The sequence below is a fragment of the Micromonospora sp. GCM10011541 genome (assembly GCF_042650725.1).
Lineage (GTDB): Bacteria > Actinomycetota > Actinomycetes > Mycobacteriales > Micromonosporaceae > Micromonospora > Micromonospora sicca.
The window spans coordinates 138646-165618 of the sequence record NZ_JBHSBP010000057.1 but is presented as its reverse complement, the minus strand read 5'-3'; the positions used below and the strand labels follow the sequence as shown (position 1 = coordinate 165618).

The 26973-nt window shown below is 72.9% G+C and carries 23 protein-coding genes, 1 tRNA gene and 2 pseudogenes; 8 read left to right on the top strand and 18 right to left on the bottom strand.

The features are described from left to right. Genes ACFOYX_RS25430 through ACFOYX_RS25410 form a run of 5 tightly spaced genes read right to left on the bottom strand, consistent with a single transcriptional unit; the run spans window position 1 to window position 5735 of the window. Window positions 1–1506 carry a penicillin-binding transpeptidase domain-containing protein gene (locus tag ACFOYX_RS25430; RefSeq protein ID WP_322439774.1) on the bottom strand — a complete coding sequence of 502 codons (1506 nt, stop codon included), beginning with the start codon at window positions 1504–1506 and terminating at the stop codon, window positions 1–3. Continuing rightward, window positions 1503–2990, bottom strand: coding sequence for an FtsW/RodA/SpoVE family cell cycle protein (locus ACFOYX_RS25425; RefSeq protein ID WP_109802037.1), 1488 nt, complete (start codon window positions 2988–2990; stop codon window positions 1503–1505). The genes ACFOYX_RS25430 and ACFOYX_RS25425 overlap by 4 nt, the downstream gene beginning before the upstream one ends. Before the next feature lie 28 nt (window positions 2991–3018). Then, complete coding sequence (locus ACFOYX_RS25420; protein WP_109802036.1) at window positions 3019–4455, bottom strand: PP2C family serine/threonine-protein phosphatase; 1437 nt, start codon at window positions 4453–4455, stop codon at window positions 3019–3021. Continuing rightward, window positions 4452–4937 (bottom strand): FHA domain-containing protein, encoded by a 486-nt coding sequence (locus tag ACFOYX_RS25415; protein WP_322439775.1) that lies wholly within the window; start codon window positions 4935–4937, stop codon window positions 4452–4454. The genes ACFOYX_RS25420 and ACFOYX_RS25415 overlap by 4 nt, the downstream gene beginning before the upstream one ends. Window positions 4938–4943: 6 nt before the next feature. Beyond that, window positions 4944–5735: a DUF3662 and FHA domain-containing protein gene (locus ACFOYX_RS25410; protein ID WP_238455054.1), complete on the bottom strand. Its 792-nt coding sequence runs from the start codon at window positions 5733–5735 to the stop codon at window positions 4944–4946. A gap of 210 nt (window positions 5736–5945) precedes the next feature. Here ACFOYX_RS25410 and ACFOYX_RS25405 point away from each other — a divergent pair. From ACFOYX_RS25405 to ACFOYX_RS25395, 3 genes are all read left to right on the top strand, one after another. Further along, window positions 5946–6031 (top strand) — tRNA-Leu (locus ACFOYX_RS25405). A gap of 107 nt (window positions 6032–6138) precedes the next feature. Next, window positions 6139–7212, top strand: coding sequence for an NAD-dependent epimerase/dehydratase family protein (locus tag ACFOYX_RS25400; RefSeq protein ID WP_322439776.1), 1074 nt, complete (start codon window positions 6139–6141; stop codon window positions 7210–7212). Beyond that, window positions 7209–8015, top strand: a complete 807-nt coding sequence (locus ACFOYX_RS25395; RefSeq protein ID WP_322439777.1) for a WecB/TagA/CpsF family glycosyltransferase — start codon at window positions 7209–7211, stop codon at window positions 8013–8015. Before ACFOYX_RS25400 ends, ACFOYX_RS25395 begins: the two co-directional genes overlap by 4 nt. Window positions 8016–8109: 94 nt before the next feature. Here ACFOYX_RS25395 and ACFOYX_RS25390 read toward each other — a convergent pair whose 3' ends face one another. Beyond that, complete coding sequence (locus ACFOYX_RS25390; RefSeq protein ID WP_322439778.1) at window positions 8110–10119, bottom strand: S8 family serine peptidase; 2010 nt, start codon at window positions 10117–10119, stop codon at window positions 8110–8112. A 215-nt stretch (window positions 10120–10334) separates the two neighbouring features. Between ACFOYX_RS25390 and ACFOYX_RS25385 the strand changes: the two genes are divergently transcribed. After that, entirely contained in the window at window positions 10335–10934 is a 600-nt protein-coding gene (locus ACFOYX_RS25385) for a hypothetical protein (RefSeq protein ID WP_322439779.1), read from the top strand. On the opposite strand, the gene ACFOYX_RS25380 is transcribed toward ACFOYX_RS25385, so the two are convergent. The 3 genes from ACFOYX_RS25380 to ACFOYX_RS25370 all read right to left on the bottom strand — a co-directional run bounded on the left by ACFOYX_RS25380 (window position 10902) and on the right by ACFOYX_RS25370 (window position 12567). Then, the gene (locus tag ACFOYX_RS25380; RefSeq protein ID WP_322439780.1) at window positions 10902–11303 is read right to left on the bottom strand and encodes a hypothetical protein; all 402 of its coding nucleotides are present in this window, start codon (window positions 11301–11303) and stop codon (window positions 10902–10904) included. The two genes, ACFOYX_RS25385 and ACFOYX_RS25380, sit on opposite strands and share 33 nt — an antisense overlap. A 191-nt stretch (window positions 11304–11494) precedes the next feature. Next, complete coding sequence (locus ACFOYX_RS25375) at window positions 11495–11716, bottom strand: DUF397 domain-containing protein (RefSeq protein WP_130330317.1); 222 nt, start codon at window positions 11714–11716, stop codon at window positions 11495–11497. Further along, window positions 11686–12567: a helix-turn-helix transcriptional regulator gene (locus ACFOYX_RS25370; protein ID WP_322439781.1), complete on the bottom strand. Its 882-nt coding sequence runs from the start codon at window positions 12565–12567 to the stop codon at window positions 11686–11688. Before ACFOYX_RS25370 ends, ACFOYX_RS25375 begins: the two co-directional genes overlap by 31 nt. 634 nt (window positions 12568–13201) lie before the next feature. Here ACFOYX_RS25370 and ACFOYX_RS25365 point away from each other — a divergent pair. Then, complete coding sequence (locus ACFOYX_RS25365; RefSeq protein WP_109802030.1) at window positions 13202–13486, top strand: hypothetical protein; 285 nt, start codon at window positions 13202–13204, stop codon at window positions 13484–13486. A gap of 100 nt (window positions 13487–13586) precedes the next feature. After that, a complete protein-coding gene (locus ACFOYX_RS25360; RefSeq protein ID WP_238455163.1) occupies window positions 13587–14018 on the top strand; it encodes a hypothetical protein in 432 nt (143 codons plus the stop codon). A 3-nt stretch (window positions 14019–14021) separates the two neighbouring features. On the opposite strand, the gene ACFOYX_RS25355 is transcribed toward ACFOYX_RS25360, so the two are convergent. Continuing rightward, complete coding sequence (locus ACFOYX_RS25355) at window positions 14022–14762, bottom strand: PASTA domain-containing protein (protein WP_322439782.1); 741 nt, start codon at window positions 14760–14762, stop codon at window positions 14022–14024. Between the two features lie 100 nt (window positions 14763–14862). Further along, entirely contained in the window at window positions 14863–15546 is a 684-nt protein-coding gene (locus tag ACFOYX_RS25350) for a PASTA domain-containing protein (RefSeq protein ID WP_322439783.1), read from the bottom strand. A gap of 118 nt (window positions 15547–15664) precedes the next feature. Here ACFOYX_RS25350 and ACFOYX_RS25345 point away from each other — a divergent pair, with 118 nt between their 5' ends. Next, complete coding sequence (locus tag ACFOYX_RS25345) at window positions 15665–17107, top strand: hypothetical protein (RefSeq protein WP_322439784.1); 1443 nt, start codon at window positions 15665–15667, stop codon at window positions 17105–17107. 97 nt (window positions 17108–17204) lie between these two features. On the opposite strand, the gene ACFOYX_RS25340 is transcribed toward ACFOYX_RS25345, so the two are convergent. Both ACFOYX_RS25340 and ACFOYX_RS25335 read right to left on the bottom strand, forming a co-directional pair. Further along, window positions 17205–18683, bottom strand: coding sequence for a glutamate--cysteine ligase (locus ACFOYX_RS25340; RefSeq protein WP_109806008.1), 1479 nt, complete (start codon window positions 18681–18683; stop codon window positions 17205–17207). Window positions 18684–18942: 259 nt separating this feature from the next. Beyond that, a complete protein-coding gene (locus tag ACFOYX_RS25335; protein WP_322439785.1) occupies window positions 18943–19524 on the bottom strand; it encodes a YceI family protein in 582 nt (193 codons plus the stop codon). Between the two features lie 102 nt (window positions 19525–19626). On the opposite strand from ACFOYX_RS25335, the gene ACFOYX_RS25330 reads away from it, so the two are divergent. After that, the gene (locus ACFOYX_RS25330; protein ID WP_109806010.1) at window positions 19627–20136 is read left to right on the top strand and encodes a MarR family winged helix-turn-helix transcriptional regulator; all 510 of its coding nucleotides are present in this window, start codon (window positions 19627–19629) and stop codon (window positions 20134–20136) included. Between the two features lie 258 nt (window positions 20137–20394). Here ACFOYX_RS25330 and ACFOYX_RS25325 read toward each other — a convergent pair. The 5 genes and pseudogenes from ACFOYX_RS25325 to ACFOYX_RS25305 all read right to left on the bottom strand — a co-directional run. Next, window positions 20395–20688 (bottom strand): annotated as a pseudogene (locus tag ACFOYX_RS25325) (hypothetical protein); the annotation flags it as partial. Window positions 20689–20763: 75 nt separating this feature from the next. Further along, window positions 20764–22980, bottom strand: a pseudogene (locus ACFOYX_RS25320) (ATP-binding protein); the annotation flags it as partial. Between the two features lie 129 nt (window positions 22981–23109). Next, on the bottom strand, window positions 23110–24264 hold the full coding sequence (locus ACFOYX_RS25315) for an acyl-CoA dehydrogenase family protein (RefSeq protein WP_322439787.1): 1155 nt from the start codon (window positions 24262–24264) through the stop codon (window positions 23110–23112). A 137-nt stretch (window positions 24265–24401) separates the two neighbouring features. Further along, entirely contained in the window at window positions 24402–25934 is a 1533-nt protein-coding gene (locus ACFOYX_RS25310) for an acyl-CoA carboxylase subunit beta (protein ID WP_322439788.1), read from the bottom strand. A 106-nt stretch (window positions 25935–26040) separates the two neighbouring features. After that, complete coding sequence (locus tag ACFOYX_RS25305; protein WP_322439789.1) at window positions 26041–26961, bottom strand: hydroxymethylglutaryl-CoA lyase; 921 nt, start codon at window positions 26959–26961, stop codon at window positions 26041–26043. Window positions 26962–26973 lie beyond the last annotated feature (12 nt).

The following is a 26973-nucleotide window of genomic DNA, read 5'->3' as shown; positions in this document are numbered from 1 at the left end:
TCAGCGGCCCCCGGAGTCGGCGATCGCCGCCTGCATGATCCTGCCGGCGATCCGGGCCGCCTCGGCGCTGCCGCCGCTGCCGGCCTGCTCCAGCTCCACGCAGACCGCGGAGACCGGGGTGCCGTTCTTGTCCAGCGCGAAGCCGATGAACCAGCCGTGGTCGGGGGTGTTCGGCCCGGACTGGGCGGTACCGGTCTTGCCGCCGACGGTGTAGCCGTCGATGGCGGCCTTCCGGCCGGTGCCGTTCTTGACCACGCTCTCCATCATGTCCCGCAGGTCGCCGGCGACCTGGCCGCTCACCGGCCGGCGCAGCTCCCGCGGCTTCGCGGTGTAGTAGCTGGTGGTGCGGTCCGGGGCGAGCAGCTGCTTGACCAGGTACGGCCGCATCTGGCTGCCGCCGTTGGCGACCGAGGCGGCGATCAGCGCGCCCTGGAGCGGGGTCATCCGCACGTCCCGCTGGCCGATGGAGGACTGGGCCAGGGCGGCCGGGTCGGTGGCTCCGCCGGGAGCCTCCATGTCACCGGTCCGGCTGGCCGCCACCCCGAGGCCGCCCTCGCCGAGCTGCCCGACGGTCAGGTCCTCCTGCTCGAAGCCGAACTGGCGGGCCTTCTCCTTGAGCTTGTCGGCGCCGAGCTTCACGCCGAGCTGGGCGAAGCCGGTGTTGCAGGACTCGGTGACCGCCGCCATCAGGCTGACCTGAGGCTCGGGGCAGATCGACGGCGCGGCGTTGCGGATCGGCTGGCCGGACGTCGGCGGGGTGTAGCTGGACCCGGCCGGGATCTGGGTGCTCTTGCCGACGCCGCTCTCCAGCGCCGCCGCGGCCACCACGATCTTGAAGGTCGAGCCGGGCGGCAGCGTCTCCGACAGCGCCCGGTTGGCCAGCGGGCGTTCCGGGTCCTTCTCCAGCCTGTTGTACGCCGCCGACGCCTCGTTGGTGTCGTGGTTGGCCAGCGGGTTGGGGTCGAAGCTCGGCATGGAGACCAGCGCCTGCACCGCCCCGGTCCGCGGGTCGATCGCGATGGCCGCGCCCCGCTTCGCCCCCACCTGGTTGTCCTGGAGCTGCTTGAACGCCGTGTCCTGGGCCCGCTTGGAGAGGGTGAGCAGCACGTTGCCGCCACCGGTCTCCTCCCCGGTGAACATGTCCTTCACCCGGTTGGCGATCAGCTGGTCGCTGGTGCCGGCGAGGAAGTCGTTCTCGGTGCGCTCGATGCCGGTCTCCGCGAGGTTGACCGGCTTGTAGCCGAGCACGTGCGCGTACGTCTCCCCACCCGGGTAGGTGCGCAGGAACCTCAGCTTGCCGCCGGTCTCCTTGCTGAGCGCGTACGCGGTGCCGCCGACCTCGATGTTGCCGCGCTTGCGCTCGTACTCGGCCACCTGGACCCGGCCGTTGTAGTCGCTGTTGCGGTACTCATCGGCCTTGTACGCCTGGATCCAGTTGAGGTTCGCGAAGAGCAGGCCGAAGAGGATCATGACGACCACACCGACGCGGCGCAGGGGTGCGTTCACGGCCTGATCACCTCCGTCGGGGCCCCGTGCAGCTGCTCGGGCGGACCGCCGCTCGGGCGGGCCGCCGGGCCGCCGCCGGTCACCGGACGGCGGGCCCCGTCGGAGACCCGGAGCAGGACGGCGATGAGCAGCCAGTTCGCCATCAGCGACGAGCCGCCGGCGGAGAGGAACGGGGTGGTCTGGCCGGTCAGCGGGATGAGCTTGCTGATCCCGCCGACGATGACGAAGACCTGGAGGCCCAGGGTGAAGGCGAGACCGCCGGCCAGCAGCTTGCCGAAGGAGTCGCGCACCGCCAGCGCCGCCCGCAGGCCCCGCTCGACGACCAGCAGGTAGACCACGAGCAGCGCGGAGAGGCCGAAGAGCCCGATCTCCTCGCCGATGCCGGCGAAGATGAAGTCGGTCTGCACCTCGGGCAGCAGGGTCGGCTGGCCGCCGCCCGGGCCGGCGCCGAAGAGGCCGCCGGTGCCGAGGGTGAGCAGACCCTGGACGAGCTGATAGCCCCGGTCGTACGGCTCGGCGAACGGGTCCAGCCAGATCTGCGCCCGGTCGTAGAAGTTGAGGAACGGGCCGCCGACCGTGCTGCCCAGCAGGTACGCCAGGTAGGCGCCGCCGAAGAAGAGGATCAGACCGATGAGCAGCCAGCTGACCCGTTCGGTGGCGATGTAGAGCGTCACCACGAACATGCCGAAGTAGAGCAGCGAGGTGCCGAGGTCCTTCTCGAAGACCAGGACCAGCAGGCTGATGATCCAGACCACCAGGACCGGGCCGAGGTCCCGCCCGCGCGGGAAGTCGATGCCGAGCACCCGCCGGCTGGCCAGCGACAGCACCTCGCGCTTGCGGACCAGGTAGTACGCGAAGAAGGCGAGCAGGGCGAGCTTGGCGAACTCACCGGGCTGGATCGAGAAGCCGCCGATCCGGATCCACAGCTTGGCGTTGTTGATCTCGGAGAACCGGGCCGGCAGCACCGCCGGGATCATCACCAGCACGATGCCGGCCAGGCCCAGGGTGTACGCGTACCGGGAGAGCGACCGGTGGTCCCGCATGATCGCCAGCAGCCCGGCGGCGAGGATCACCGCGCCGAGTGTCCAGGCGAGCTGCCGGCCACCCGTACCGGCGAAGATCGCCAGCGTCTCCCGGTCCGCCGGGGCCGCCTTGGCCAGGTCGTACCGGCGCAGGAAGCCCACGCCGATGCCGTTGAGCAGGGCGACCGCCGGCAGCAGCGCCGGGTCGGCGAACGGCGCCAGCCAGCGGATCACCAGGTGCAGACCGAGGAAGACCAGCCCCAGCGCGGCGGCCGGCATCCAGAAGTCCGGGGTGACCGTGTCCAGCACGTTCGCCTCGACCGTCGCCGAGTACGCCGCCACGAGGACCATGGCGAGCAGCAGCAGCGACAGCTCGGCGTTCCGCCGGGACCGGGCCAGGCGTACGCCGGGCTGCTCGCCCGTCGAGGCGGGCGAGGCTACCGGTACGGCCGCTGCGGTCACGGATGAGTCCTCGGTGTCGAGCCGACGCTCACTCCGGCGACCGGCAGCCCGCCGGGTCGACCGGCGGGACGGTGTCGGAGGGGACGGCGTCGGGAGTGGTGGTCGGCGCGGGTGTGGGGGTGACCGGCGGCCGGGCGCTGGCGCTGACGGGCGGGGCGACCGCGGAGGCGGTGACCGCCGGCGTCGGGCTGACGGCGGCGGCCGTCGGGCTGACCGCGGCCGCCGTCGGGCTCGGTGGGCACATCGGCTTGAGGTTCGGGTTCGCCGGGTCGTCGCTGGTCAGCTCGGCCAGCCGGCGCTGCGCGTCCGGCTCGCTCTTGGCCTGGATGCCCTGCTTGACCTGCTCCTGCGCGGCCAGCGTGAGGTCGTCCAGCTTGGCCCCGCTGGTGGAGTGCACGCTGGACAGGTCGAGGCCGGCGATCTGGCCCGGCACGCCGCGGAAGACGGCGAGCTGGCCCTGCTCGGTGGCGCCGACGTAGTACTGCCGCTGGGTGTAGCTCCACCCGGCGAACAGGCCACCGCCGAGGATGACCAGCAGCGCCAGCAGCATCGCCGCGCTGCGCAGCGGGCGGTGCCGGCGCCGTTCCGGCTCGTCGTCCCGGTTGTCCGCCGGCTCCTCTGGGGCCGGCGAGCGCGGGGCGGACAGCGCCGAGGCGCGGGCCGCCGGGGTGGAGACGTCGGCCGACGTGGCCATGCCCCGGTCCCGGGCGGCGGCGCCGCCGACGATCGGGGAGGCCTCGACGATGTCCTGGTCGGTGGCGTCGGCGATGATCACCGTGATGTTGTCCGGGCCGCCGCCGCGCAGCGCGAGCTGCACCAGGCGCTCGACGCACTGCTGCGGGTCGGGGTACTCCCGCATGGTGTCGCCGATGGTGTCCGCGCTGACCACGCCGGAGAGCCCGTCGCTGCAGATCAGGTAGCGGTCGCCGGGAAGGACCTGGCGGACGCTGTACTCCGGGTCGATGTCGCGGCCGTCCAACGCGCGGGTGAGCAGCGAGCGCTGGGGGTGGCTGCTCGCCTCCTCCGCGCTGATCCGGCCCTCGTCGACGAGCATCTGGACGTACGTGTCGTCCTTGGTGATCTGCGCGAACTCGCCGTTGCGCAGCAGATAGGCCCGCGAGTCACCGATGTGGACCATGCCGAGCTTGCTGCCCGAGAAGAGGGTGGCGGTGAGCGTGGTGCCCATCCCCTCCAGCTGCGGGTTGGCGTCCACGGTGTCGCGGAGTTGTTGGTTGGCGGTGCCCACGGCCGAACGCAACGCGTCGACGAGGGCGTCCCCTGGGACGTCCTCGTCGAGCGGCGCCATGGCACCGATGACGATGTTGCTGGCGACGTCACCGGCGGCCATACCGCCCATGCCGTCGGCGACGGCGAGTAGCCGCGGCCCGGCGTAGACGGAATCCTGGTTACCGTCTCGGATCAGACCGCGGTCGCTGTGGGCCGCATAGCGCAGGGTCAGAGTCATGGCCGTAATTCGAGAGAAGTGCGGCCGATCCGGATCGGCACGCCGAGGGGGACGGGGGTTGGTCCGGTGACCTTAGCGCGATCCAGATAGGTGCCGTTAGTCGAGCCGAGATCCTCGACGAACCACTGCCCCTCGCGCGGCACGAGCCGGGCGTGCCGCGCGGACGCGTAGTCGTCGGTGATCACCAGCGTGGAGTCCTCGGCCCGTCCGATGGTGATCTGGGCTTCGCCGAGGGTGATCCGGGTGCCGGCCAACTGGCCGGCGGTGACCACCAGCTGGTGCGCGGCCCTGCCCCGCTTCACCTTCGCCGGCCTCGCGGCCTGACCGGTCGAGGCGCCGACCGCGCGTGGCGCGGCCACCAACCGACCCGACCGGGCCCCGGCGAAGAGGTCCCGGCGGATGACGCCGACCACCGTGAACACGAAGATCCACAGCAGGATGAGGAACCCGAACCGGGCGACGGTGATGACGAGTTCCGGCAAGGCGGGTCAGCCGTCCACGCGGAAGGTCAGGGTGGTCGTGCCGAGCTGGATCATGTCGCCGGGGTTGAGGGCGACGGCGGAGACGCGCTGGCCGTTGACCATCGTGCCGTTGGTGGAGCCGAGGTCGGTCAGCACGACCTGGCCGCCGTCGAAGTCCAGCCGGGCGTGTCGCCGGGAGATCCCGACGTCGGGCAGGCGCAGGTTGGCCTGGTCGCCGCGGCCGATCACCGTCGAACCCATCTGGAGAGGGTAGGTGCGACCGTCGCCGGAGACCAGCCGCACGTTGCGACCGCCGCCCTGGCCGGGCGGGGGGCCGTAGCCGCCGCCCTGGTCGTACGCCGGGTACGCCGGCGGGCCGGCGTCGTAGCCGGCGGGCGCGGAGACCGGGGCGACGTCTCCGCCGGTGTAGACCTCGGCGGTGACCCGGAACATGCCGGTATCCAGCCCCTCGCCGCGCTCGATCTCGACGATCACGTCGCCGTAGACCGTCCAGGCCTGCTCGCCGATGAACTCCGCCTGCGACTGGGCCAGCTCCTGGGCCAGCGCGGCGGCGTACGGCGCCAGCCTGCTGTGGTCGTACGGCGAGAGATCGATCACGTAGCGGTTGGGCACCAACGTGCGCCCACCGGCCAGGATCGCCTTGTGCGCCTCGGCCTCCCGCTGCATGGCGTTGAGGATCTCCACGGGGTGGACCACCCCTTTGAAGACCTTGGCGAAGGCCCCCTCTACCAGGCCTTCCAGACGCTTCTCGAAGCGTTGCAGCACGCTCACCGGCTCCTCCTCGGGTCCCGAGGGAATGATGGTATCTGGACACCGCCCGCGCAGCTCACATGCCGCTCGGCCGGCCGCCGGCGGCCCGTTCGAACGGACCCCACGGGTCGTGCTACAGTTTCGTCCGCCACGAACGGTGATCGCTCGTGGCGATGACCGGTGACAGCGTAATATGTCTCGGCACCCGCCGCAGGTGGCGGGGCCGCGATGGGATACGGTTGTTCCAGGTCAGGCCACGGGGAAGTGGCGGAATGGCAGACGCGCACGGTTCAGGTCCGTGTGTCCGAAAGGACGTGGGGGTTCAACTCCCCCCTTCCCCACCATCACGAGGGCTCCGCAGCTTGCGGGGCCCTCGCGTCATATCGGGGCGTGCCGGACGTCACGCTATGCTCCGATGGTTTCCCTGCCTCCTACTGACCAGGAGTGGCGTGTGACTGTCGCGTTGGTGACCGGCTCGGGCGGTCTGATCGGCTCGGAGGCGGTCCGGCACTTCGCCGGCCTCGGGCTCGACGTGGTCGGCATCGACAACGACATGCGGCAGGAGTTCTTCGGCGCCGAGGCGTCGACCGCCTGGAACGTCCGCCGGCTGACCGACGAGCTCGGCTCCGCGTACTCGCACCACAGCATCGACATCCGGGACCGGGACGCGCTGGCGAAGCTCTTCGCCCGCTACGGCCGGGACATCGCCGTGGTGGTCCACACCGCCGCGCAGCCGTCGCACGACTGGGCCGTCCGGGACCCGTTCACCGACTTCGACGTCAACGCCGGCGGCACCCTCAACGTGCTGCAGACCGTCCGCGAGCACTGCATCGAGACGCCGGTGATCCACTGCTCGACCAACAAGGTCTACGGCGACCGGCCGAACAGCCTCCCGCTGATGGAGCTGGAGACCCGCTACGAGCTGCCCGAGGACCACCCGTACTACCAGGGCGTCCGCGAGGACATGTCGATCGACGCCTGCCTGCACTCGGTCTTCGGCGCCTCCAAGGTCGCGGCCGACGTGATGGTCCAGGAGTACGGCCGCTACTTCGGCATGAAGACCGCCTGCTTCCGGGGCGGCACGCTGACCGGCCCGGCGCACTCGGCCACCGAGCTGCACGGCTTCCTCGGCTACGTGATGCGCGCGAACATGGAGCGCCGGACGTACAAGATCTTCGGCTACCAGGGCAAGCAGGTCCGCGACGCCATCCACAGCTCGGACGTGGTCTCCGCGTTCGAGGCGTTCTTCCGCAACCCGCGCTCGGCGGCGGTCTACAACCTGGGCGGCGGCCGGCACTCCAACATCTCCATGCGCGAGGTCTTCGCGCTGGCGGAGGAGATCACCGGCCAGGAGATGATCAGCGAGTACGTCGAGGCGAACCGGATCGGCGACCACAAGTGGTGGATCGGCTCGAACGAGGCGTTCCAGGCCGACTACCCGGACTGGAAGCAGGTCTACGACGTGCCGATGATCGCGCGCGAGATCTACGAGGCCAACGTGGACAAGTGGGTGCCGCAGGCATGACCACCGGCACCAAGCGGAACGTGCTCGGCGTGCTCGTCGACGCGACCGACTACGCCACGGCCACCGAGGCGGTCGTCACCGCGGCGCGGGAGCGCCGCCCACTGGCGCTGACCGCGCTGGCCGTGCACGGGGTGATGACCGGGGTGCTCGACCCGGCGCACAACGCCCGGCTCAACTCGTTCGACGTGGTCACGCCGGACGGCCAGCCGGTCCGCTGGGCGCTGAACCTGCTGCACGGCGCGGGCCTCACCGACCGGGTGTACGGCCCCGAGCTCACCCTCCGGGTGCTCGCCCGCTGCGCCGACGAGGGGCTGCCGGTCTACCTGTACGGCTCCACGGAGGAGACCCTGGCGCGGCTGATCCCCGCGCTGGAGGAGAAGTTCCCGGCGCTGAAGATCGCCGGCGTCGAGCCGTCGAAGTTCCGTCAGGTGCAGCCCGGCGAGGACGTGGAGATCGCCGACCGGATCAAGGCCAGCGGTGCCCGGCTCGTCCTGGTCGGGCTGGGCTGCCCCCGGCAGGAGGTCTTCGCGTACGCCATGCGGCCGCTGCTGGACATGCCGCTGATGGCGGTCGGCGCGGCCTTCGACTACCACGCCGGCCTGCTGCGCAACCCCCCGCCGTGGATGCAGCGCGCCGGGCTGGAGTGGGTCTGGCGGCTCGGGCTGGAGCCGAAGCGGCTCTGGCGCCGGTACGTCATCCTCAACCCGGCCTACCTGTCCCGCCTGGCGGCCCAGAAGACCGGCCTGTGGAAGGCCACCCCGCCGCCCCCGGCCACGGAACGCCCGCCCACCTTCACCGTCTGAGCCCGACACCGGCCGGCCGGCTGGCCTCGGCCCGGAAACGACGCCCGGCGGCCACCCGTGGAGGTGACCGCCGGACGCCGGTGGGAAGGTTGGCTCAGGAGACGTTCAGCGCGGTGTCGTCGAGGACGAACGAGGTCTGCAGGGAGATGTCCTCCACGCCGGTGAACTTGATCTGGATGGTCTGGCCGGCGTATGCGCCCAGGTTGAACGACTTCTGCGCATAGCCGGTGTTCTTGTCCAGGTTCGAGTAGGTGGCGAGCGTGGCCAGCACCGAGCCGCTGCTGTTGAGCACCTGTACCCGCAGCGTGTCGTAGGCGGTGCCGGTGGTGGTCTCGGCGGTGTCGATGTGCAGCCAGAAGCTCAGGCTGTACGACGAGCAGCCGGCCGGCAGGGCCACCGACTGGGCCAGGGTGTCGGTGTGCGAGGTGCCGTAGCCGTCCAGCCAGGCGTTCCAGGTGCCCGTGCGGGGCGGCTGGCCGGAGGAGCCGTACTGGCCGATCACCCCGGAGGTGGCGGTCCACCCGGTGTTCCCGGACTCGAAGCCCGGGTTGGCGAGCTTCTGACCGGCGCCCGTGCAGCCACCGGTGCCGGTGACGGTGAGGGAGTAGCTCGCCGTCTTCGTGCCCGAGGCTGCCGTGCCGCTGACCGTGACCGCGTACGTGCCGGCCGGGGTGCTCGCCGAGGTGGTGATGGTGAGGGTGGACGAGCCGCCGGAGGTCACCGTGGCCGGGTTGAACGAGGCGCTGGCGCCGGCCGGGAGGCCGCTGGCCGAGAGGCTGACCGACTGGGCGGAGCCGTTGGTGGTGGCCGTGGCGACGGTGGCGCTCACCGAGCCACCGGGGGCGGTGGATCCGGTGGTGGGCGACACCGAGACGGAGAAGTCGTTGGTCGGCGGCGGGGTGCTGCCGTTGACCACGTAGAGCAGCCGGTTCGGGGTGCCGGTGCCCACGTTGGTCACCACGTTCGGGGTGGCGTTGTTGACCAGGCTGTCCCGCACCTGCTGCGGGCTCCACGACGGGTTCGCCGAGAGCACGAGCGCCGCGGCGCCGGCGACGTGCGGCGACGCCATCGAGGTGCCGCTGATCGTGTTCGTCGCGCTGCTGCCGGTGTACCAGGCCGAGGTGATGTTGACGCCCGGCGCCAGGATGTCGACGCAGGTGCCGTAGTTGGAGAAGCTCGCGGCGGCGTCGTTGTTCTGCGTGGCGCCGACCGTGATCGCCGACGCGACCCGGGCCGGGGAGTAGTTGCAGGCGTTCTGCCGGTTGCCGAAGATGTCGCCGTTGCCGGCCGCCACCGCGTAGGTGATGCCGGAGTTGATGGAGTTGGTGACCGCCGTGTCGATCGAGCTGTTGGCGGAGCCACCGAGGCTCATGTTCGCCACCGCCGGCTTGACCGCGTTCGCGGTGACCCAGTCGATGCCGGACACCACCTGGGCGTTGGTGCCGCTGCCCTGGCAGTCCAGCACCCGGACGCCGACGATCTGGACGGCCTTGGCCACGCCGTACGAGGAGCCGCCCACGGTGCCCGAGACGTGCGTGCCGTGGCCGTTGCAGTCGTCGGCGGAGCCGCCGTCCACCGCGTCGAAGCCGGACACCGCCCGGCCGCCGAAGTCGTTGTGCGCGAACAGCACGCCGGTGTCGATGATGTACGCGTGCACGTTGCTCGCCGTGTTCGGGTAGGTGTACGAGCTGTCCAGCGGCAGGTTGCGCTGGTCGATCCGGTCCAGGCCCCAGGACGGCGGGTTCGTCTGGGTGCCGAAGATCGAGACGGTGTGGTTCTGCTCCACGTACGCCACGGCGGGGTCGGCGGCGATCCGTGCGGCGGCCGGCGCGCCGACCCGGATCTCGAAGCCGCGCAGCGCGGCGCGCCAGGTGCGGGCGACGCTGCCGCCGTGCCGGGCGGTGAGCCGCCGCGCGGTATCGGCGACCTGGCTGGGGGCGACGGCACTGTCCTTCAACACGACGATGTAGCTGTCGGCCACCGCGGTGGTGCCGCCGGCGGCCCGGATCACTCCGGTCGGTTCGGCGGCCAGCGCGGGGCTGGCCGCCGCGAGCATCGTCAGGGCGGCCACGCCGACGAGTACGGACCTGTGTGGGAGACCCATCTCCCTACCTCCCTCCGACCGGCACCCGATCGTCCGCCGGCGAGGCAGGCAGATCGACGCTGACCGATCAGTCTGAGACTAGGTCAACGGGAGGAAGGTGGAACATGTCGAAGTTTCCATATCACCGGTGGGATGGCCCCTACGGGCTGACGTAGGGGCCGAACCGGGGGCCGGCCCCGGATCCGGTGAACGCCGAGCTCGGCGAGGCTGGTGGCATGGCTGACCAGCTCGCCGTGCTGCTCCCGGTCGCCGCCGTCTGGGTGGCCGCCGCCGTCGTCGCGGACGGACTGCCCCGGCTGGACCGCGCCCGCGCGCTCCGCCGGCGTACCGGATGGGTGTCCGCCCTGGTCCTGACCGGCCTGGCGCTGACCGCGGCGGTGCTGTTCACCGGCCTGCAGAGCGCGGGCGGCACGGCGGTGGACCGGGCGGCCGGCGGCCTCGCCCTCGCGGCGGTCCCGGCGCTGCTGGTCGCGGTCTGCACCGTCCGCCGGGTCCGGCGGCTGCGGGCCGGCGCCGGGGCGTTCGCCCGGGCGCCGGAGACCCCGGCCCCGCACGGCCTGCGGGCCGCCGCCGCGCATCCGCTGATCGGGCTGCCGGTGCAGGTCACCGCCCTGGCGACCGTCCCGGCCGTGGTGTCGGCCGCCGGCCTCGACCGCTTCACCGGGCCCGGCCCGACCGGCGCCGCGGTCACCGTCGGCGTCCTGGGGATCGCCACGATCGGGGTACGCCATGCGCTGCGGCACAACCGGCTCGCCGAACGGGCGATGCCGGTGGCCGTCAGCTCACCGCGAGCGGCCGGTCCCCTGCACGTATAGCAGCTCCAGGATCGCCCGGGTCGCCTCGAACCAGCGGTCCAGCCAGCCGGGCGGCGGGACGCTGCCCTTCGGCGGCAGCTCCATCAGCAGGCCGCGCAGCAGCGGGTGGTCCACCAGGGACTCGGTGGGCTCCAGCGGCCAGCCGGCCGGCGGGAACGACGGCTCGGTGAGCGGGTTCGGGTCCAGCGACGGCAGGGACAGTGGCGGACCGGCCTGCTCCGGCGGGGCAGCGTCCCGACCACCGACCTCGCTGTCGGCGGAGACCACCTCGGTGAGCACGGTGTCCCGGCGGGCGCCGCGGTACTTGCCGCCGAACCGCTCCGGCTTGCCCGGGCCGTTGGTGAGGTTGTCTGAACCGATCGTCGTCATCCGTCTCGCCTGCCTCGCTCGGTTGCCGATCCGTGCGGTGTTGCCGATCCGTGCGGTTCAACGAGGCGGACCGGATGTGGCGACGGGTGACCCGCGCCGGCCCGTCCGGTGGACGGATTGGTGGACACGGGAATGGCCCGCCCGGCGACGCTGCCGGGCGGGGCCACGCTTCCCAAGTCCGGGTCGCCGGGTCAGGCCCGGGCGAACACACCGTCCCTGGCACCCGCGACGAAGGCGTGCCAGTCACCCGGGGCGAAGACCAGGGCGGGACCGGTCTTGTCCTTCGAATCCCGGACGCCGACCGCCCCGGTCACATACGCGACCTCCACGCAGTTGTCACAGTTCGGCCCGCTCTTCGAGCTCTTGAACCACGTCGCCTGCGTCAGGTCCACGGGGAACTCCTTGGTCGCCATTTCCACAACGGCTCCTCTGCCAGTTTTGCGATGTGTGCGATAGATTCCTCCGGGCGTATGGCCGCTGCTCGAATGTGATCGAAGATGAAGCTGTACTTCTGCAGTTCGTCGCTCTTCTCCAGGAAGAGCCCACCCGTGGCGTTCTCCGCGTACACGACATCGGGATCACTCGGCTCGGGGAAGCTGAGGATCGTGAAGGTCCCGTCCATGCCGGCGTGCGCGCCCACCTCGAAGGGCAGGACCTGCAACGTCACGTTCGGCAGTTCGGCCACCTCCACCAGCCGTTTGAGCTGGCCACGCATCACCGCGTCGCCGCCCACCGGCCGGCTCAGCACCGCCTCATCGAGCACCACCCACAGATCGACCGGATCGTCCTGGGTCAACAACGACTGACGGCCCAGACGGACACGCACCCGTTGGTGAACCTGGTCGGCGGTGAAGTCGGGCCGGGCGGCCCGGATCATCGCCCCCGCGTACTCCTCGGTCTCCAGCAGGCCCGGCACCACCTGCTGCTCGTACGCCCGGATCGAGCTGGCCGCCGCCTCCAGCCCCACGTACGCCCCGACCAGCACTGTGCTGTACGGATGCCACCAGCCCTTCTGGCGGGCCTCCCGGGCGATCTGCACCAGCTCGTCGCTCTCGGCGCCCACCACCCCGTAGATCCGGAGCATGTCCCGGACGTCGCGGGGGGTGGCGGTGGTGTGACCGGTCTCGATCCGGGAGATCTTGGAGGCGGAGCACTCGAGCTGCTCGGCGACGGTCTCGATCGTGATGCCGGCGGACTCTCGCTGGCGGCGCAGTTCCGCCCCCAGGCGACGACGCCGGATGGTGGGGCTGCGCCGCTCGCTCACGACGCCGCTCCCCGGGTCGTGGTGCGGGAACCCCGGTCCCTCGCGCTCACCCGGCCACCTCCGGTCGCTCGCGCCCGGCTCGACCCCCGCCGGGGGCGCGACCCGTGGTACGGCGGGCGATCGTTCGCGGCAGGGGTGGTGCCGGTCGTCGACCGGCCGCGACGGGCGAAACCGGCGTCCAGTGTGCCGTCCCGATAGCGAGGTCATCAAGCATGTCGTTCACGTGTCCTGCTCGCGTATCGGCAAAAGTCGACGTGCAACTTGCATGAAGCACGTCACTGATGCACTCTGTCCGTATGGCACGGGTTACTCACCGTCCCCACTCGATCTCCCGACGTGGTGATCCCGCCGGTCGCTGGTCGGTGGGGGGTGAGCCGGCCCGAGCTGCCGTAACGAGACCTGCCCCGGGGTGAAGACCCCGCCGCTGCACGCCCGACGGCTGCGGCGGCGGGAGCGGTAACCGGGAGCAGCCGGGTGATGGTCGGGTGGCGGCGCGCCACCGCGGGTACGGCCCGACCAGCACCGAAAAGCGATCAGCCGGTCCACGAGGCACGACCTGCGTCACCGGGCCCGAACTGTCCCCCGATCAGCGCCCGCCGGCTCGCCCGCCGGCCGACCCTTCCCAGGAGCCCATGTGCTTCCCCGCTCCGGTGACGTACTGCACGTGACTCGCGCGGCGAGTGTCCAGTTCCTTCGACCGATCCTGTTCCGTGTGATCCGGGTGCTCGACTGGCCGACGTACGACGGCTGGCTGTGGCTCGACGGCTACGAGTTGAACGCGGCGGGGGACGCGGTCAACCGGCGGTCGATCTTCGTGCAGTCGGCCGGGCTGCGCCAGCTCCAGGCCGCGCCGGCGCCCCGCCCGCACACCGTACGCACCCGGCGACCGGTCGCCCGGACCCCGGTCGGAGTGGGCTGACACCGCGATTGCCAGGTCGGGGGGCGTGCCGCCGCCATAGAATCGGTATGCCCACCCCGGCGAAGTCTCCACCCCGCGCGTCCCGGACCCTGAACCTGGGATGGCCATGGTCAATCTGCCCGCCGCGCGGCGGCACCACCGGTCCCGTGTCGGTTACGCCTTCGGGCTCTTCGCACTCCTCGGCACCGCCACCGCACTCGCGGTCGCGGTCAACCTCCCCGCCCTCTCCGCCACCCAGCAGCTCAGCGAGCCCGTACCGGCTCCGGAGATCACCGTGGTCGGGGAAGGCACCGCACCGCCCGACGATCCGGTCGAGCCCGGCTGGGCCGGCGGATTCGGTGGTGAATCCCCGGGCGCGCAGCCACCAGCGCCCGCGGACCGGGCCGGGGAGGGCGCGGTGGCCGAGGGGCCGGCCGGCGTACGGACGACCGCGGAGGACCTCAGCCGGTCGCTGTTCTACTCCGGTCTCCTGGGGCTCGCCATCTCGCTGGCCGGGCTCGGCCTGGTCGGCACCAGACGACGGCAGTGGTGAGGGTCAGGGGGTTCCGCTGGCCGAGGGGGCGGGCGTGGGAGTGCCGGCGCCGGTCGTCGGGGCCGCGGCCTCGGCGACCACGACGGTGACCTGGTCGCCCTCGGCGATCGCCTCGCCGGCGCCCGGGTCGGTCTCGATCACCGTGCCGGCGGGTCGGTCCGACGTCCGGGTCACCACCCGATAGTCCACGCCCAACCGGTCGAGGACCGCCCGGGCGGTCGCCTCCGGCAGCCCCACCAGCGGCGGCATCGGCACCCGGGCCGCGGCCGTGGTGGTGGGCGGGGTGGTCGGCGGCTGGGTGGTCGGCGCCGCCGAGGTCGGCGCGGCGGTGGTCGCCGGGGCCGTGGTCGGCCCCGGCGTGAGCGAGGGGGACGGCTCGGGCCCCCGGTCCGCCGCCCGCAGCGCCAGCCAGACGCCCACCCCGATCAGCGCGATCAGCAACAGCGCGAGGATGCCCAGCAGGATCGGCATCCACCAGCGGCGGCCGGCCTGCTCCTCGGTGTACCACTCGGTGCCAGCCTCCTGGTAGCCGACCGGCCTGGGTGGCGGCACCCCGGCCCGCCCGGACCAGGCCGCCGGCAGGGGTGCGGTCCGGTCGGCGGGCTGCTGCCGCGCGGTCCGGTCACCGGTCGGCGGCAGCGCCCGGGTGGCATCGGCGTCCGCCCCACCGGGGCCACGGTCCGGCGGCAGCGCCCGGGTGGCGTCGGCGTCGTCCCCGGGTGGTTCCTGGCGGTCGCCGCTCATCGCACGTCCTTTCCCCACCGGGGCGGGCGCCCTGGCCCTCGATCATCCAAGTTAGCGGTCCGGACCGCCATCGGTGGGGATCAGCGCGGCGAGCCGCCGGTCAGGGGGTCGGCGCCGGACTGTCGGGTGTGGTCGACGGCGGGTCGCCGCAGCCGAGGGCGACCGGGTCGTTCCACCGGGCCGACGCGCCGGCGGCCGGATCCTGCGCGGTGACGGTGCCGCGCCGACCGGTGCGGTAACGCGGGTAGAGGCCCGCCTCGACCAGGTCATCCGCGGCGGCGGCGCAGTCGTCGCCGACCAGATCCGGTACGGGCACGGCCGGCGCCGGGCCGGCCACCCAGAGGGTGACGGTGACTCCCCGGCGAACCGGGGTACCGGGCTCGGGCGAGGTGCGCTCGACGTTGCGGCCGGTGCCCGTGCCGAAGACCAGCCGCCAGCCGAGCTTCCGCTCGTGCAACTGCCGGCGGGCGTCGGTGAAGTCGACCCCGACCAACTCGGGCACGGTCAGCCCGCCGGCCGGCGTGGTCCGCGCGGTCGTCCGGGTCACCGGGGGCGTGCTGTGCGGCCCGTCCGTGGTCGGCATCGGGGCGGGCGCGGTGGTCACCGCCGCAGCCGGCGGGCCGGCGGGACCGGGGTCGCCGCCCGCGATGAGCCAGCCGCCGCTGGCGCCGATCACGGCCAGCAGCGCCACCGCCAGCCCACCGCCGAGCAGCAGTCTGACCCGGTCCGGCCCCTGGTCAGCCGGCCCGGGTGCGGTCTGCCGCACCGGGTACCCGTCCGTCATCACGTCCACCGCCTCATCACCGGCGACCGTAGCCGCCGCCACCAACCCCCGGCCGCGACCGGTTCCGGCTGCCCGCCACGACTCGCCGAGCCGATCCTGGGACGCTACGCTCCCCGGCATGGCCAGACGGGGCTGGGGAGGATCGGTCGCCATCGCGATCGGCGTCGCTGCCGGTGCGGGCGCGGCGCAACTGGGTTTCGGCTACGGCCTGGGCATCATCAACTGGACGCCGAACGACGCGGCCCGGGTCGACGCGGCGTGGGTGGCGAGCCTCGCCTGGGCCACCTGGATCTCCGCCACCTCGGTGGTCGCGGGCGCGGTCTGCGCGCAGCGGCTGCGGGCGCGGGGCGGCGAGGACGAGGAACCTGGCCGGACGCTGGGGAAGCTCGCCCTGGCCGTCGCCGGGGCGGTCGGCGCGCTGATCACGGTGCTCCTGGTCGCCGTACCGGCCCGCGCGGCGCGGGTGCCGGACACCTTCTCCCCGCAGACTGTCGCCGCTGGCTACGCCGCCGTCGGACTCCTGGTCGGCGTGCTCGTGGCGGCCTGGGCGCTGCACTCGAGGGCGGCCGCCACCAACCTGATCGCGACGACCGGATGGCTCTGGCTGCTCGCCGTGGTCTCGGTGGTCGACAGCGTGCTCGCCGGACGGGGCCTGACCAGCGCGCAGCTCGGCATCTGGCAGATCAGCTCCGACAGTGAGCGGTTCTGGATCCGGGACTACTTCTACTGGCCGGGCGCACTCCTCGCGATGGGCTCCGCGCTGGTGATCGGCGCGCTGGCCGCCCGGCGCACCGCGCGGCTGGCGGAGCGGCGGGTCGGGGCGGCGGCGTCCGGAGCGGCCGGCCCGCTGCTCGTGGCGGTGGCGTACCTGCTGGCCGTGCCGAGGCTCGCCGCGATCGCCGCCGAGCAGGTCTCGGCCCACCTGATCGCCCCGTACGCGGTGATCGCCGGGGTGGGCGGCTCGGTCCTGGTGGCCGCGCTGGCCCAGCGGGCGGAGCGCCGCACCGTCGCGCCGGACGGGGTGACCGTGCCCCGGCAGCGCACCGCCGGGCCCGACGAGCTTCCCACCGGCACCGACCGGGGGACGCTCGACCTGCCGCCCGGCGGCGAGGCGCCGGAGCGCGTCGACCCGGTGCCGGGGGCCGGTGCGCCGGAGGCCGGTGGCCGGTCGAGCGGGCGGCCCACCGGAGCGGCGCGGAGCACCGGCGCGGCTGCCGAGCCGGCGGAGCGCGCGGCGGGGCTGGCGGCCGAGGAATCCGCCACGCCGCCCGGTGAGGCCACGGGTGCCGCAGCGGACCGCTCGACCGCCCGTCGCGGTCGCGCGAACCCGCCGAGGCGGAGCGCGGCGCCGGTGGCGGCCGACGCGGACACCGGGACGGCTTCCGGCCGGAGCATCCCGAGCCAACGCGAGGCCGCATCGGCGGACGTCCCGTCCACCAGGGATCCGGCACCGGACGTGCCGCCGCCGAGCGAGGCGAGCGGAGTCGACCAGCCGGGGAACGGCCCGACGAGCCCGCCGACCACCGGCCCGAAGACCAGGCCCAGCCGCCGCGGCCGCTGATCCGCCACGCCCCGACGCCAGGACCGGTGACCCGGCCAGCCCGGGCCGGGTTTCTGTCGTACCGCCGGACAGGGTGGCGTGGCGCGGACCCGGCGGGTCAGTCGACCGGCCAGGTGTGCACGGGCTCGTTGCCGCGCTGGAGTTCGGCGTAGCGCTGGAGCATGTGGTGCAGCGCGGCGTCGCGGTCCATGCCCCGGTGCCGTTCGGCCGCCCAGACGGTCTCGGTCTGCCAGACCGCCCCGTTGCGGCCGGTACGGCAGCGCTGCTCGATGACGCCGAGCAGCCGGTCCCGCTCGGCCGGGGCGACGCCGAACCGGTCCAGCCCCTGGGCGGCCTTCGGCAGCAGGACGTCGAGCACCAGCTTGGTCACCGGGACGTCGCCCAGCCGGGGCCAGTGCAGCACGGCGTCCATGCCGCGGCGGGCGGCGGCGTGGAAGTTCTCCTCCGCGGAGCTGAAGGTGAGCTGGCTCCAGATCGGCCGGTCCGCCTCGGCCAGCCCCCGGGCCAGCCCGAAGTAGAAGCCGGCGTTGGCCAGCATGTCCACCACGGTCGGGCCGGCCGGCAGCACCCGGTTCTCCACCCGGAGGTGCGGGCGGCCGTTCATGATGTCGTAGACCGGCCGGTTCCAGCGGTAGACGGTGCCGTTGTGCAGCCGCAGCTCGCTCAGCTCGGGCACCCCGCCGGCGTGCAGCACCTCGACCGGGTCCTCGTCCTCGCAGATCGGCAGCAGCGGCGGGAAGTACCGGACGTTCTCCTCGAAGAGGTCGAAGATCGAGGTGATCCAGCGCTCGCCGAACCACACCCGGGGGCGTACGCCCTGCGCCTTGAGCTCGTCCGGGCGGGTGTCGGTGGCCTGCTCGAACAGGGCGATCCGGGTCTCCGCCCAGAGCTGCCGGCCGTAAAGGAACGGCGAGTTGGCGCCGATCGCGACCTGGACGCCGGCGATGGCCTGGGAGGCGTTCCAGTAGTCGGCGAAGCTGTCCGGCGCGACCTGGAGGTGGAACTGGAGGCTGGTGCAGGCGGCCTCGGGGGCGATCGAGTCGGTGTGCGTCTGGAGCCGCTCGACCCCCCGGATGTCCAGCTCGATGTCCTCGCCCCGGGCGCCGACGATCTGGTCGTTGAGCACCCGGTAGCGCTCGTTGGTGGAGAGGTTGTCGGCCACCAGGTGGCGTTCGGTGAGGGTCGGCAGGATGCCCACGAGGACGATCTTGGCGTCCGACTTCGCCGCGCGTTCGTCGGCGCGGCTGAGGCTGCTGCGCAGGTCCTGCTCGTAGTCGGCGAAGCCGACGCCCTCGATGAGCCGGGGTGGGGCGTTCAGCTCCAGGTTGAACTGCCCCAACTCGGTCTGGAAGAGCGGGTCGGCGATGTCGGCGAGGATCTGGTCGTTGCGCATGGCCGGCTCGGCGGCCGAGTCGACCAGGTTGAGTTCGATCTCCAGCCCGGTCATCGGGCGGTCGGCGTCGAACCCGAAGTCGTCCAGCATCAGCGCGAAGACGTCCAGGCACCGCCGGACCTTCTGCCGGTAGCGGACCCGGTCCTCCCGGGAGAAGGCGCCCTGCTCGACGTCCCTGCCCATGTGTCCTCCCGGCGCGAGGCGCAACGGAACCGTACCGTCCCGGAGCGCAGTGTGAACCACCCACGTTAGGAGCGTCCCGTTGTCGGAACCAGGGGTCCGGCCCGACGGTGCGCTCCCGGCGGCATCTCTACCCAGCCGGCGCCCGGGTCACCGGTGGCCGATGCCGAATGAGCCGTGACAATTCGCACCCGAGGGCGTACGCGAACGGGCCCGCGCCGTCGGTGGACAGCGCGGGCCCGTCGGATCGTACGGGGGGGGATCAGGCCTGGCGGACGGCCTCGCCCTCGATCTCGATCTTGATCTTCTTGCCGACCAGCACGCCACCGGTCTCCAGGGCGACGTTCCAGGTCAGGCCGAACTCCTCGCGGTCGATCTCGGTGCTGGCGGAGAACCCGAAGATGTCCTGGCCGAACGGGCTGCGGCCGACGCCCTCGAACTCGACCTCCAGGTCGACCGGGCGGGTGACACCCTTGATGGTCAGCTCACCGGAGAGGACGAACTCGTTGCCCGAGCGGGACTTCACGCCGGTGCTGCGGTACTCCAGCGTCGGGAAGACCTCCGCGTCCAGGAACTCCGGGCTGCGCAGGTGCGCGTCCCGGTCGGCCATTGCGGTGTGGATGCTGGCCGCCTGGATGGTGGCGGTGACGGAGGACTCCATCGGGTCCTCCGCGACGGTGATCGTGGCGGTCGCGTCGGCGAACTCGCCGCGCACCTTGCTCACCATCATGTGCCGCGCGACGAACCCGACCCGCTTGTGAGCCGCGTCCAGCAGGTACGTGCCGGCAGCCGGGATGGTCAGACCGCCCCAATCGCGGGTAACCGCTTCGGTGCTGCTGGTCATGGTGCTGTCCTCCAGGGGGAGATTGTTTAGTTGCCCAACGACTGACTGAGCAACTATAAGCACAGCAATATTCCGTGTGTCAAGTACTGCTAGGATGGTCAGGTGGACGAGAACGTGTTCGACGACCCCCGGATCACCGCCGTCGGCCTCTTCTACGAGGTGTACGCCGGACTGACGGCCCGGTTCGCCGCCCAGTTCGACGAACACGGCCTCTCCTCGGTCGAGTTCGAGGTGCTGACCAGACTCGCGCGCTCGCCCGGCAACCGGCTGCGGATGACCGATCTCGCCGCGCAGACCTCCCTCTCCACCAGTGGGGTGACCCGGGTGGTCGACCGGATGGAACGCGACGGCCTGCTCTGCCGCCGGGCCTGCCCCTCCGACCGGCGCAGCTCGTACGCGGTGGTCACCGGCGCCGGCCTGGCCCGGCTGGACGAGATCCTGCCCGGGCACCTGCGGATCATCGAGGAGTGGTTCACCGGCCAGCTCCAACCGGCCGAGCTGGCGGCGCTCCTCCACGGCCTGCGCCGGGTCCGGGACGCGGTCCACCCGGGCGCGACCGCGGGCAGCACCGACCCCGCGCCGACCGAGGAAGCGGCGAAGGCGGGCCGCTGACCCCGGAATCCGTCGCCCCAGCCGCCCACCGGCAGAAAGACCGGCAGAACCGATCTACCGCCGGTCTATAGGGCTTGAAAAGCCCCCAAATCACCCATCCGCAGCGGATAGTCTTGGTCAGCGGGGGAGCACCGGGGGGTGCCGGCGCGAGCGATGAGCGAGGGGCATACCAGGGGGCTTTTTCGCTCGCGCCACCCCCGCGCCCCCTTCCCCGCGGACACCGCCGCGGGTCGAGTCCGCGGACGGACGACAGCGTGATCAGTCGGGTGCACCCCGTCGGGCGCCGGACGTACGACGCGCCACCAACGCGTACAGCAGCGCCTCCTCCTGCGGCAGCAGACTGACCCCGCCCGCCCGGCGGGCCTCGTCGAGCCGCCTCAGCATCGTCACGTCGGCCGTGCTCGCCGCGAGCCCGACCAGCGCCTCCACCACGTCCCGCCGGTCCTGGCCGTCGACGCCCGCCTCGGCCGCGGCGGCGAACCACTCGGCCGCCAACTCCCGGTCGCCCTGGTACAGGGCGAGGTTGCCCTCGATCAGCGCGCAGACCGCGTCCTCCGGCCGACCGGCGGCCGAGGCGCCCGCGCCCCGCGACGGGCGGCGCTGCACGGGCACCGGGGAATCGGCAGCGCCCGAGCGCAGCTCGGCCACCACCTCCAGCGCCTCGGCGGCCCGGCCGTCCTGGGCGAGCGCCAGCCCCACCGTGCCCAGCACCCGGCGGCGGTGCCCCGGGTCGCCCAGGTCGGCCAGCGCCGTCGCCACCCGCCGTCCCTGCTCCACCGCGTCGGCGTACCGGCCCTCCAGGCGGATCACCTCGGCCAGGTTGGCGCGGGCGAGCACCCGCAGCCGCCGCTCCCCGCACTGGGCGGCCAGCCGGTCCACCGCGGCCAGTCGGCGCCGCGCCCCGACCAGGTCGCCGACCCGGATGTCGTGCCAGGTCAGATTGTTCTGCGCGACCGCCATGTCCCGCACCCACCCGTGCCGGGTGGCCAGCTCCAGCACCGCCTCGGCGTGCTCCCTGGCCTCGTCGTGCCCGCCGGTGGCGTGCAGCAGCGCGCAGAGCACCGACCGGGCCGCGAGTTCCCCGGACACCTCACCGGCGTCGCGGAAGACGGCCAACGCGGCGCGCGCCGCCGGCAGCTCCTCCGCCCCCGCGCCGTGCTCGGCGGCCAGCTGGGCCACCCCGACCAGCGCCCAGGCCCGCAGCACCGGATCGGCGTCGGCGGTACGCGGATCGGCCAGCAACCGGCGCAGCCAGCGCCGCCCGGAGACGTCCCGCCCCCGGAACCGCCACCACCGGGGCAGCGCGGCCGCCAGCCGCAGCGCGGTGACCGGATCGTCGCCGGCGGCGTGCGCCAGGGCGGCGCTGATGTCGCTGGTCGCCTCGTCGAGCAGGTGCACGGCGGCGTTCAGGTTCGCGCCCACCAGGTCCGGGGCGGCCCGGACCACCAGCTCGGTGACGACCCGGGCGTGCCGGCGCCGGATCAGGGCCAGCTCCCCCTCGCGGCCGGCCTGTTCGGTGGCGAAGTCGCGGACCGCGTCGAGCAGACGGAACCGGAACGGACCGGTGCCCCGGACGCTGAGCAGCCCGAGTTCGAGCAGCCGGTCCAGCAGCGGAACCGCGTCCGCCCGGTCGCCGCCGTCGGCCAGCAACTCCTCGGCCAGCTCCACCGACCAGCGGTTGCCGAACGCGGAGAGCCGGCGCAACGCCGCCCGCTCGCCGGGCGCCAGCAGCCGGTAGCTGGTCGCCACCGCCTCGCGGAGGGTCACCGCGCCCTCCGCCGGGTCCCGGCCGGGCCGGCCCTGCGACGTGGCCAGGTCGAGGACGCGGTCGCCGTACCGGTCAAGCAGCTCGGTCACGTCGAGGATCCGGCCGCGGGCGGCCATCAGCTCGATCGCCAGCGGCAGCCCGCCCAGCCGGCGGACCAGCGCGGCGACCGCCGGCAGCTCGGCGGGGGTGGGCGGCTCGCGGCGTACCAGGGCGAGGCGGGCGGTGAAGAGCGCGGTGGCCGGCCAGCGGTCGAGGTCCGACCGCTCCGCCGGCACCGTCCCGGCCGGTGGTACGTCCAGCGGAGCCACCGGCCGGACCAGTTCCCCGGGCAGGCCGACCGGGTGCCGACCGGTCACCAGCACCCGCAGGGCCGGAGCCGCGGCGAGCAGCCGACGCACCGCCTCGGCCACCGGATCGGGTGCCCGTTCCGCCGCGTCCAGCAGCAACAACGCGGGTCGCCCGCTGAGCCGCGCGGCGAGGTCGGCCAACCGGTTCACGCCGAAGACCCCGACCGAGGCGGCCAGCACGTCCGCCGTGTCGGAGCCCTCACCGACCAGCACCCCGGCGACGCCGGCGGGGTGGTCGGCGGCGACCGCGTGGGCCACGGTCAGGGCCAGCGCGGTCTTGCCGACGCCGGCCAGCCCGACCAGGCTCACCACCGGATGGTCGGCGCTCAGCAGGGCGGCGACCTCGGCGACGTCGCGGTCCCGGCCGATCAGCGGGACCGGCTGCGGGAGGGCGATCGGCGTACCGGAGGGGGCGGCGCCGGGGCCGGTGACCGGCAGGTGCCGGCCGGCCGGGGGCGGCCCGGCGGCGGACGACGGCCGGGCCGCGGCGAGGAAGGTCGTCCGGGCGGCGTGGGTCAGGTGCAGGGCGTCGGCGAGCAGCTCGACGGTGGTGCGCTGGGGGCGCACGGACCGGCCCCGCTCCAGATCGCGGACGGTCCGCACCCCGACGCCCGCCCGGGCGGCCAGCTCCGCCTGGGTGAGGCCGGCGGCGAGCCGGTGCCCGCGCAGCAGATCGGACAACACGGTACGGCCGTCCGGGCTCCGCGAACGATCATGATCCGGAGTCATGGGCACGAAGAGTACGGACCCGGTGCGACGGGCGGCAGGCCATCGTCGGCCAGCCGACGATCCGTCGCGGATATCCGACAGCGGTGCGACCCGTCCGGACCTCGACCGGCCCGGACGGGTCTGATCACCTCACATGCCGAGGTCGCGGGCGATGACCATGCGCTGCACCTCGCTGGTGCCCTCGCCGATCTCGAGGATCTTCGAGTCGCGCCAGAACCGGGCCACCGGGTACTCGTTCATGAAGCCGTAGCCGCCGTGGATCTGGGTGGCCTCGCGGGCGTTGTCCACCGCGACGGTGCTGGCGTGCAGCTTCGCGATGGCGGCGTGCCGCTTGAACGGCTCGCCGGCCAGCATCCTGGCGGCGGCGTCGTAGTAGGCCAGCCGGGCCGTGTGCGCCTTCAGCTCCATGTCGGCGATCTTGAACTGGATCGCCTGGTAGTTGCCGATCGGCTGGCCGAAGGCGTGCCGCTCCTTGGCGTACTTGATCGACTCGTCAACGCAGCCCTGAGCGAGGCCCACGGCCAGGGCGGCGATGGCGATCCGCCCCTCGTCGAGGATCCGCAGGAACTGGGCGAAGCCCCGGCCGCGCTGGCCGAGCAGGTTCGCCGCCGGGACCCGGCAGTCGTCGAAGGTCAGCTCGTGGGTGTCCGAGGCGTTCCAGCCGACCTTGGAGTACGCCGGCGCGACCGTGAAGCCGGGCGTACCCGACGGCACGATGATGGTGGAGAGCTCCTTCGAGCCGTCCGGCTTGGTGCCGGTGACCGCGGTGACGGTGACCAGCGAGGTGATGTCGGTGCCCGAGTTGGTGATGAACGCCTTCGAGCCGTTGATCACCCACTCGTCCGTGGTCTCGTCCAGCACCGCGCGGGTCTGGGTGCCGCCGGCGTCCGAGCCGAAGCCCGGCTCGGTCAGCCCGAAGCCGGCGAGGGCCTCGCCGCTGAGCAGCTTCGGCAGCCACTGCGCCTTCTGCTCGTCCGTGCCGAACCGGTAGATCGGCATGGCGCCCAGGGAGATCGCCGCCTCCAGGGTGATCGCCACGCTGGAGTCGACCCGGGCCAGCTCCTCCAGGGCCAGGCAGAGCGCGAAGTAGTCGCCGCCCATGCCGCCGTGCTCCTCGCCGAAGGGCAGGCCGAACAGGCCCATCTTGCCCATCTGCCGGACGATCTCGTACGGGAAGGTGTGCCGCTCGTAGTGCTCTCCGATGACCGGGGCGACCACCTCGCGGGCGAACTCCCGCACGCTCTCCCGCAGCGCCTCTTGTTCCTCGCTGAGCCGGAAGTCCATCGGTTCCTCCTGTCAAGGACGGCTCCGCCGGTCGCTCGTGACGCCGGGCGGGTCGTGGGTCTGGTGGCGGTGGGTGCGCTGCGGTCTCGTCGCTGTCGCGGGTGGCTCGCGGTCGGCGGGTCGCGGTGGCGGCCCGGTCAGACCGGGGTGACGCCGTGCCGGCGCCGGGAGAAGTGCCGTTCCTTGGTGCGGGCGGCGGCGAACCGGCGGACCAGTTCGGCGCGCAGCTCGTGCGGCTCGACGATCGCGTCGACCACCAGCTCGCTGGCGAGCCGGACCACGTCGATGTCCCGCTCGTACTCCTCGCGCTTCGCGGTGACGAACGCGGCCCGCTCGGTCTCGTCCTCGATCGCGGCGATCTTGTTGGCGTAGACCGCGTTGACCGCGGCCTCCGCGCCCATCACCGCGATCTTCGCGGTGGGCAGGGCGATCGTGGCGTCCGGCTCGAAACCGGGGCCGGCCATCGCGTACAGGCCGGCGCCGTACGCCTTGCGGACCACCACGCAGATCTTGGGTACGGTCGCCTCGGAGATCGCGGTGATCATCTTGGCGCCGTGCCGGATGATGCCCTGCTTCTCCACCCCGCTGCCGACCATGAACCCGGGCACGTCGCTGAGGAAGAGCAGCGGCACGTTGAACGCGTCGCAGAGCTGCACGAACCGGGTCGCCTTGTCCGCCGAGTCGACGAAGAGCACCCCGCCCTTGAACATCGAGTTGTTGCCGACCACGCCGACGACCTCGCCGTTCAGCCGGCCGAAGCCGATGGTGAGCTCCTTGGCCCAGAGCGCCTGGATCTCGAAGAACGAGCCGTCGTCGAGCAGGCCCTTGACGTACCGGCGCATGTCGAAGGCCTGCCGCTCGCTGGCCGGGACCAGCGCGGCCAGGTCGACCTTGTCGGAGGCGGGGACGGCCTCGGCGGCCGGCGGCTGCTGCGTCCAGTTCGCCGGCAGGTACGACAGGTAGCGCTTCACCACGTCGAGCGCCTCGGCCTCGGTCTTGCAGAGGAAGTGCCCGACGCCGGACTCGGCGCAGTGCACCTTCGCCCCGCCCATCGCTTCGAGAGTGGTCTTCTCGCCGGTGACCATCTCGACCATCCGGTCGGAGCCGAGGTACATGCTGGCGTTGCCGTCCACCATGGCCACCACGTCGCAGAACGCCGGAATGTACGCCCCGCCGGCCGCGCTCGGCCCGAACAGTGCGCAGACCTGCGGGATGGAGCCGGAGGCGCGGACCTGGTTCCAGAAGATCTTGCCGGCGCCGCGCCGGCCGGGGAAGAGGTCGACCTGGTCGGTGATCCGGGCGCCGGCCGAGTCGACCAGGTAGACCATCGGCACGCTGGTCGCGTACGCCCGCTCGATGATCCGGATGATCTTCTCGACGGTACGCGCGCCCCAGCTGCCGGCCTTGACCGTGGAGTCGTTCGCCATCAGGCAGACCTGCCGGCCGTCGATGGTGGCGGTGCCGGTGACCACGCCGTCGGCCGGCAGCCCCTCGGCCATGGCGTTGGCGTAGAGCCCGTCCTCGACGAAGGAGCCCTCGTCGACCAGCAGGGCGACCCGCTCGCGGGCGAAGAGTTTGCCCTTGGCGGCGTTCGCCGCGTGGTACTTGTCCGCACCGCCGGCCCGGGCGCGCTTGCGCAGCTGCTCCAGTGCCTCACCGTCGAGCGTCACGCCGACTCCCTCGCCACCTGGGGCCGGCCACCTCGTGAGTGGGCCGACCGACCTGAACGATCGTTAGGTTAGCGCATCGGCGCGACGCTCGGCGACCCGCGGCGCCCTAGGCGGGCAGCGGGGTGAGGCGGGTGCGGGGGCCGGCGCGGAGGACGCCGGAGGGGAGCTTCTTGCCGAGCAGCTCCTCGGCCAGCTCGGCGGCCTCGATCAGGGCGTCCAGGTCGATCCCGGTGTCGACGCCCATGTCGTGCAGCATGTGCACGGCCTCCTCGGTGGCCAGGTTGCCGCTCGCCCCCGGGGCGTACGGGCAGCCGCCCAGGCCGCCGACGCTGGCGTCGAACTCGGTGATCCCCAGCTCCATCGCGGTCAGCAGGTTGGCCAGCGCGGTACCCCGGGTGTTGTGGAAGTGCAGCAGCACCGGGATGTGGGCGTTGCGGTCGCGTACCGCGGTGATCAGCTCGCGGACCCGGCGCGGCGTGCCCATGCCGGTGGTGTCGCCGAACGCCACCCGGTCCGCGCCGTCGCGGGCCACCCGGTCGACGATGCCGGCGACCCGCTGCGGGTCGACGTCCCCCTCGTACGGGCAGCCGAAGCTGGTCGCCACGATCACCTCGGCCCGGGCGCCCGAACCGTGCAGCAGGTCGATCAGTTCGGCGATGTCGTCGAGGGACTCCTCGGTCGACCGGTTGACGTTGCGCCGGTTGTGCGTGTCGCTGGCCGAGACCACCACCTCGATCTCGGTGAAGCCGGCGGCCAGGGCGCGCTGCGCGCCGCGGGTGTTCGGCACCAGCGCCGAGTAGCGCACACCGTCGGCCTTCGCGGCCCGCTGCCACACCTCGTCGGCGTCCGCCATCTGCGGGATCGCCTTCGGATGCACGAAGGAGACCGCCTCGATCCGCTTGACGCCGGTGCCGGAGAGCGCGTCGAGCAGCCGCACCTTGGCGTCGGTGGGGATCGGGTCCTCGTTCTGCAGCCCGTCGCGCGGTCCGACCTCACGGATCGAGACGAAGTCCGGCAATTCCGCCATAAGGGGTCACCT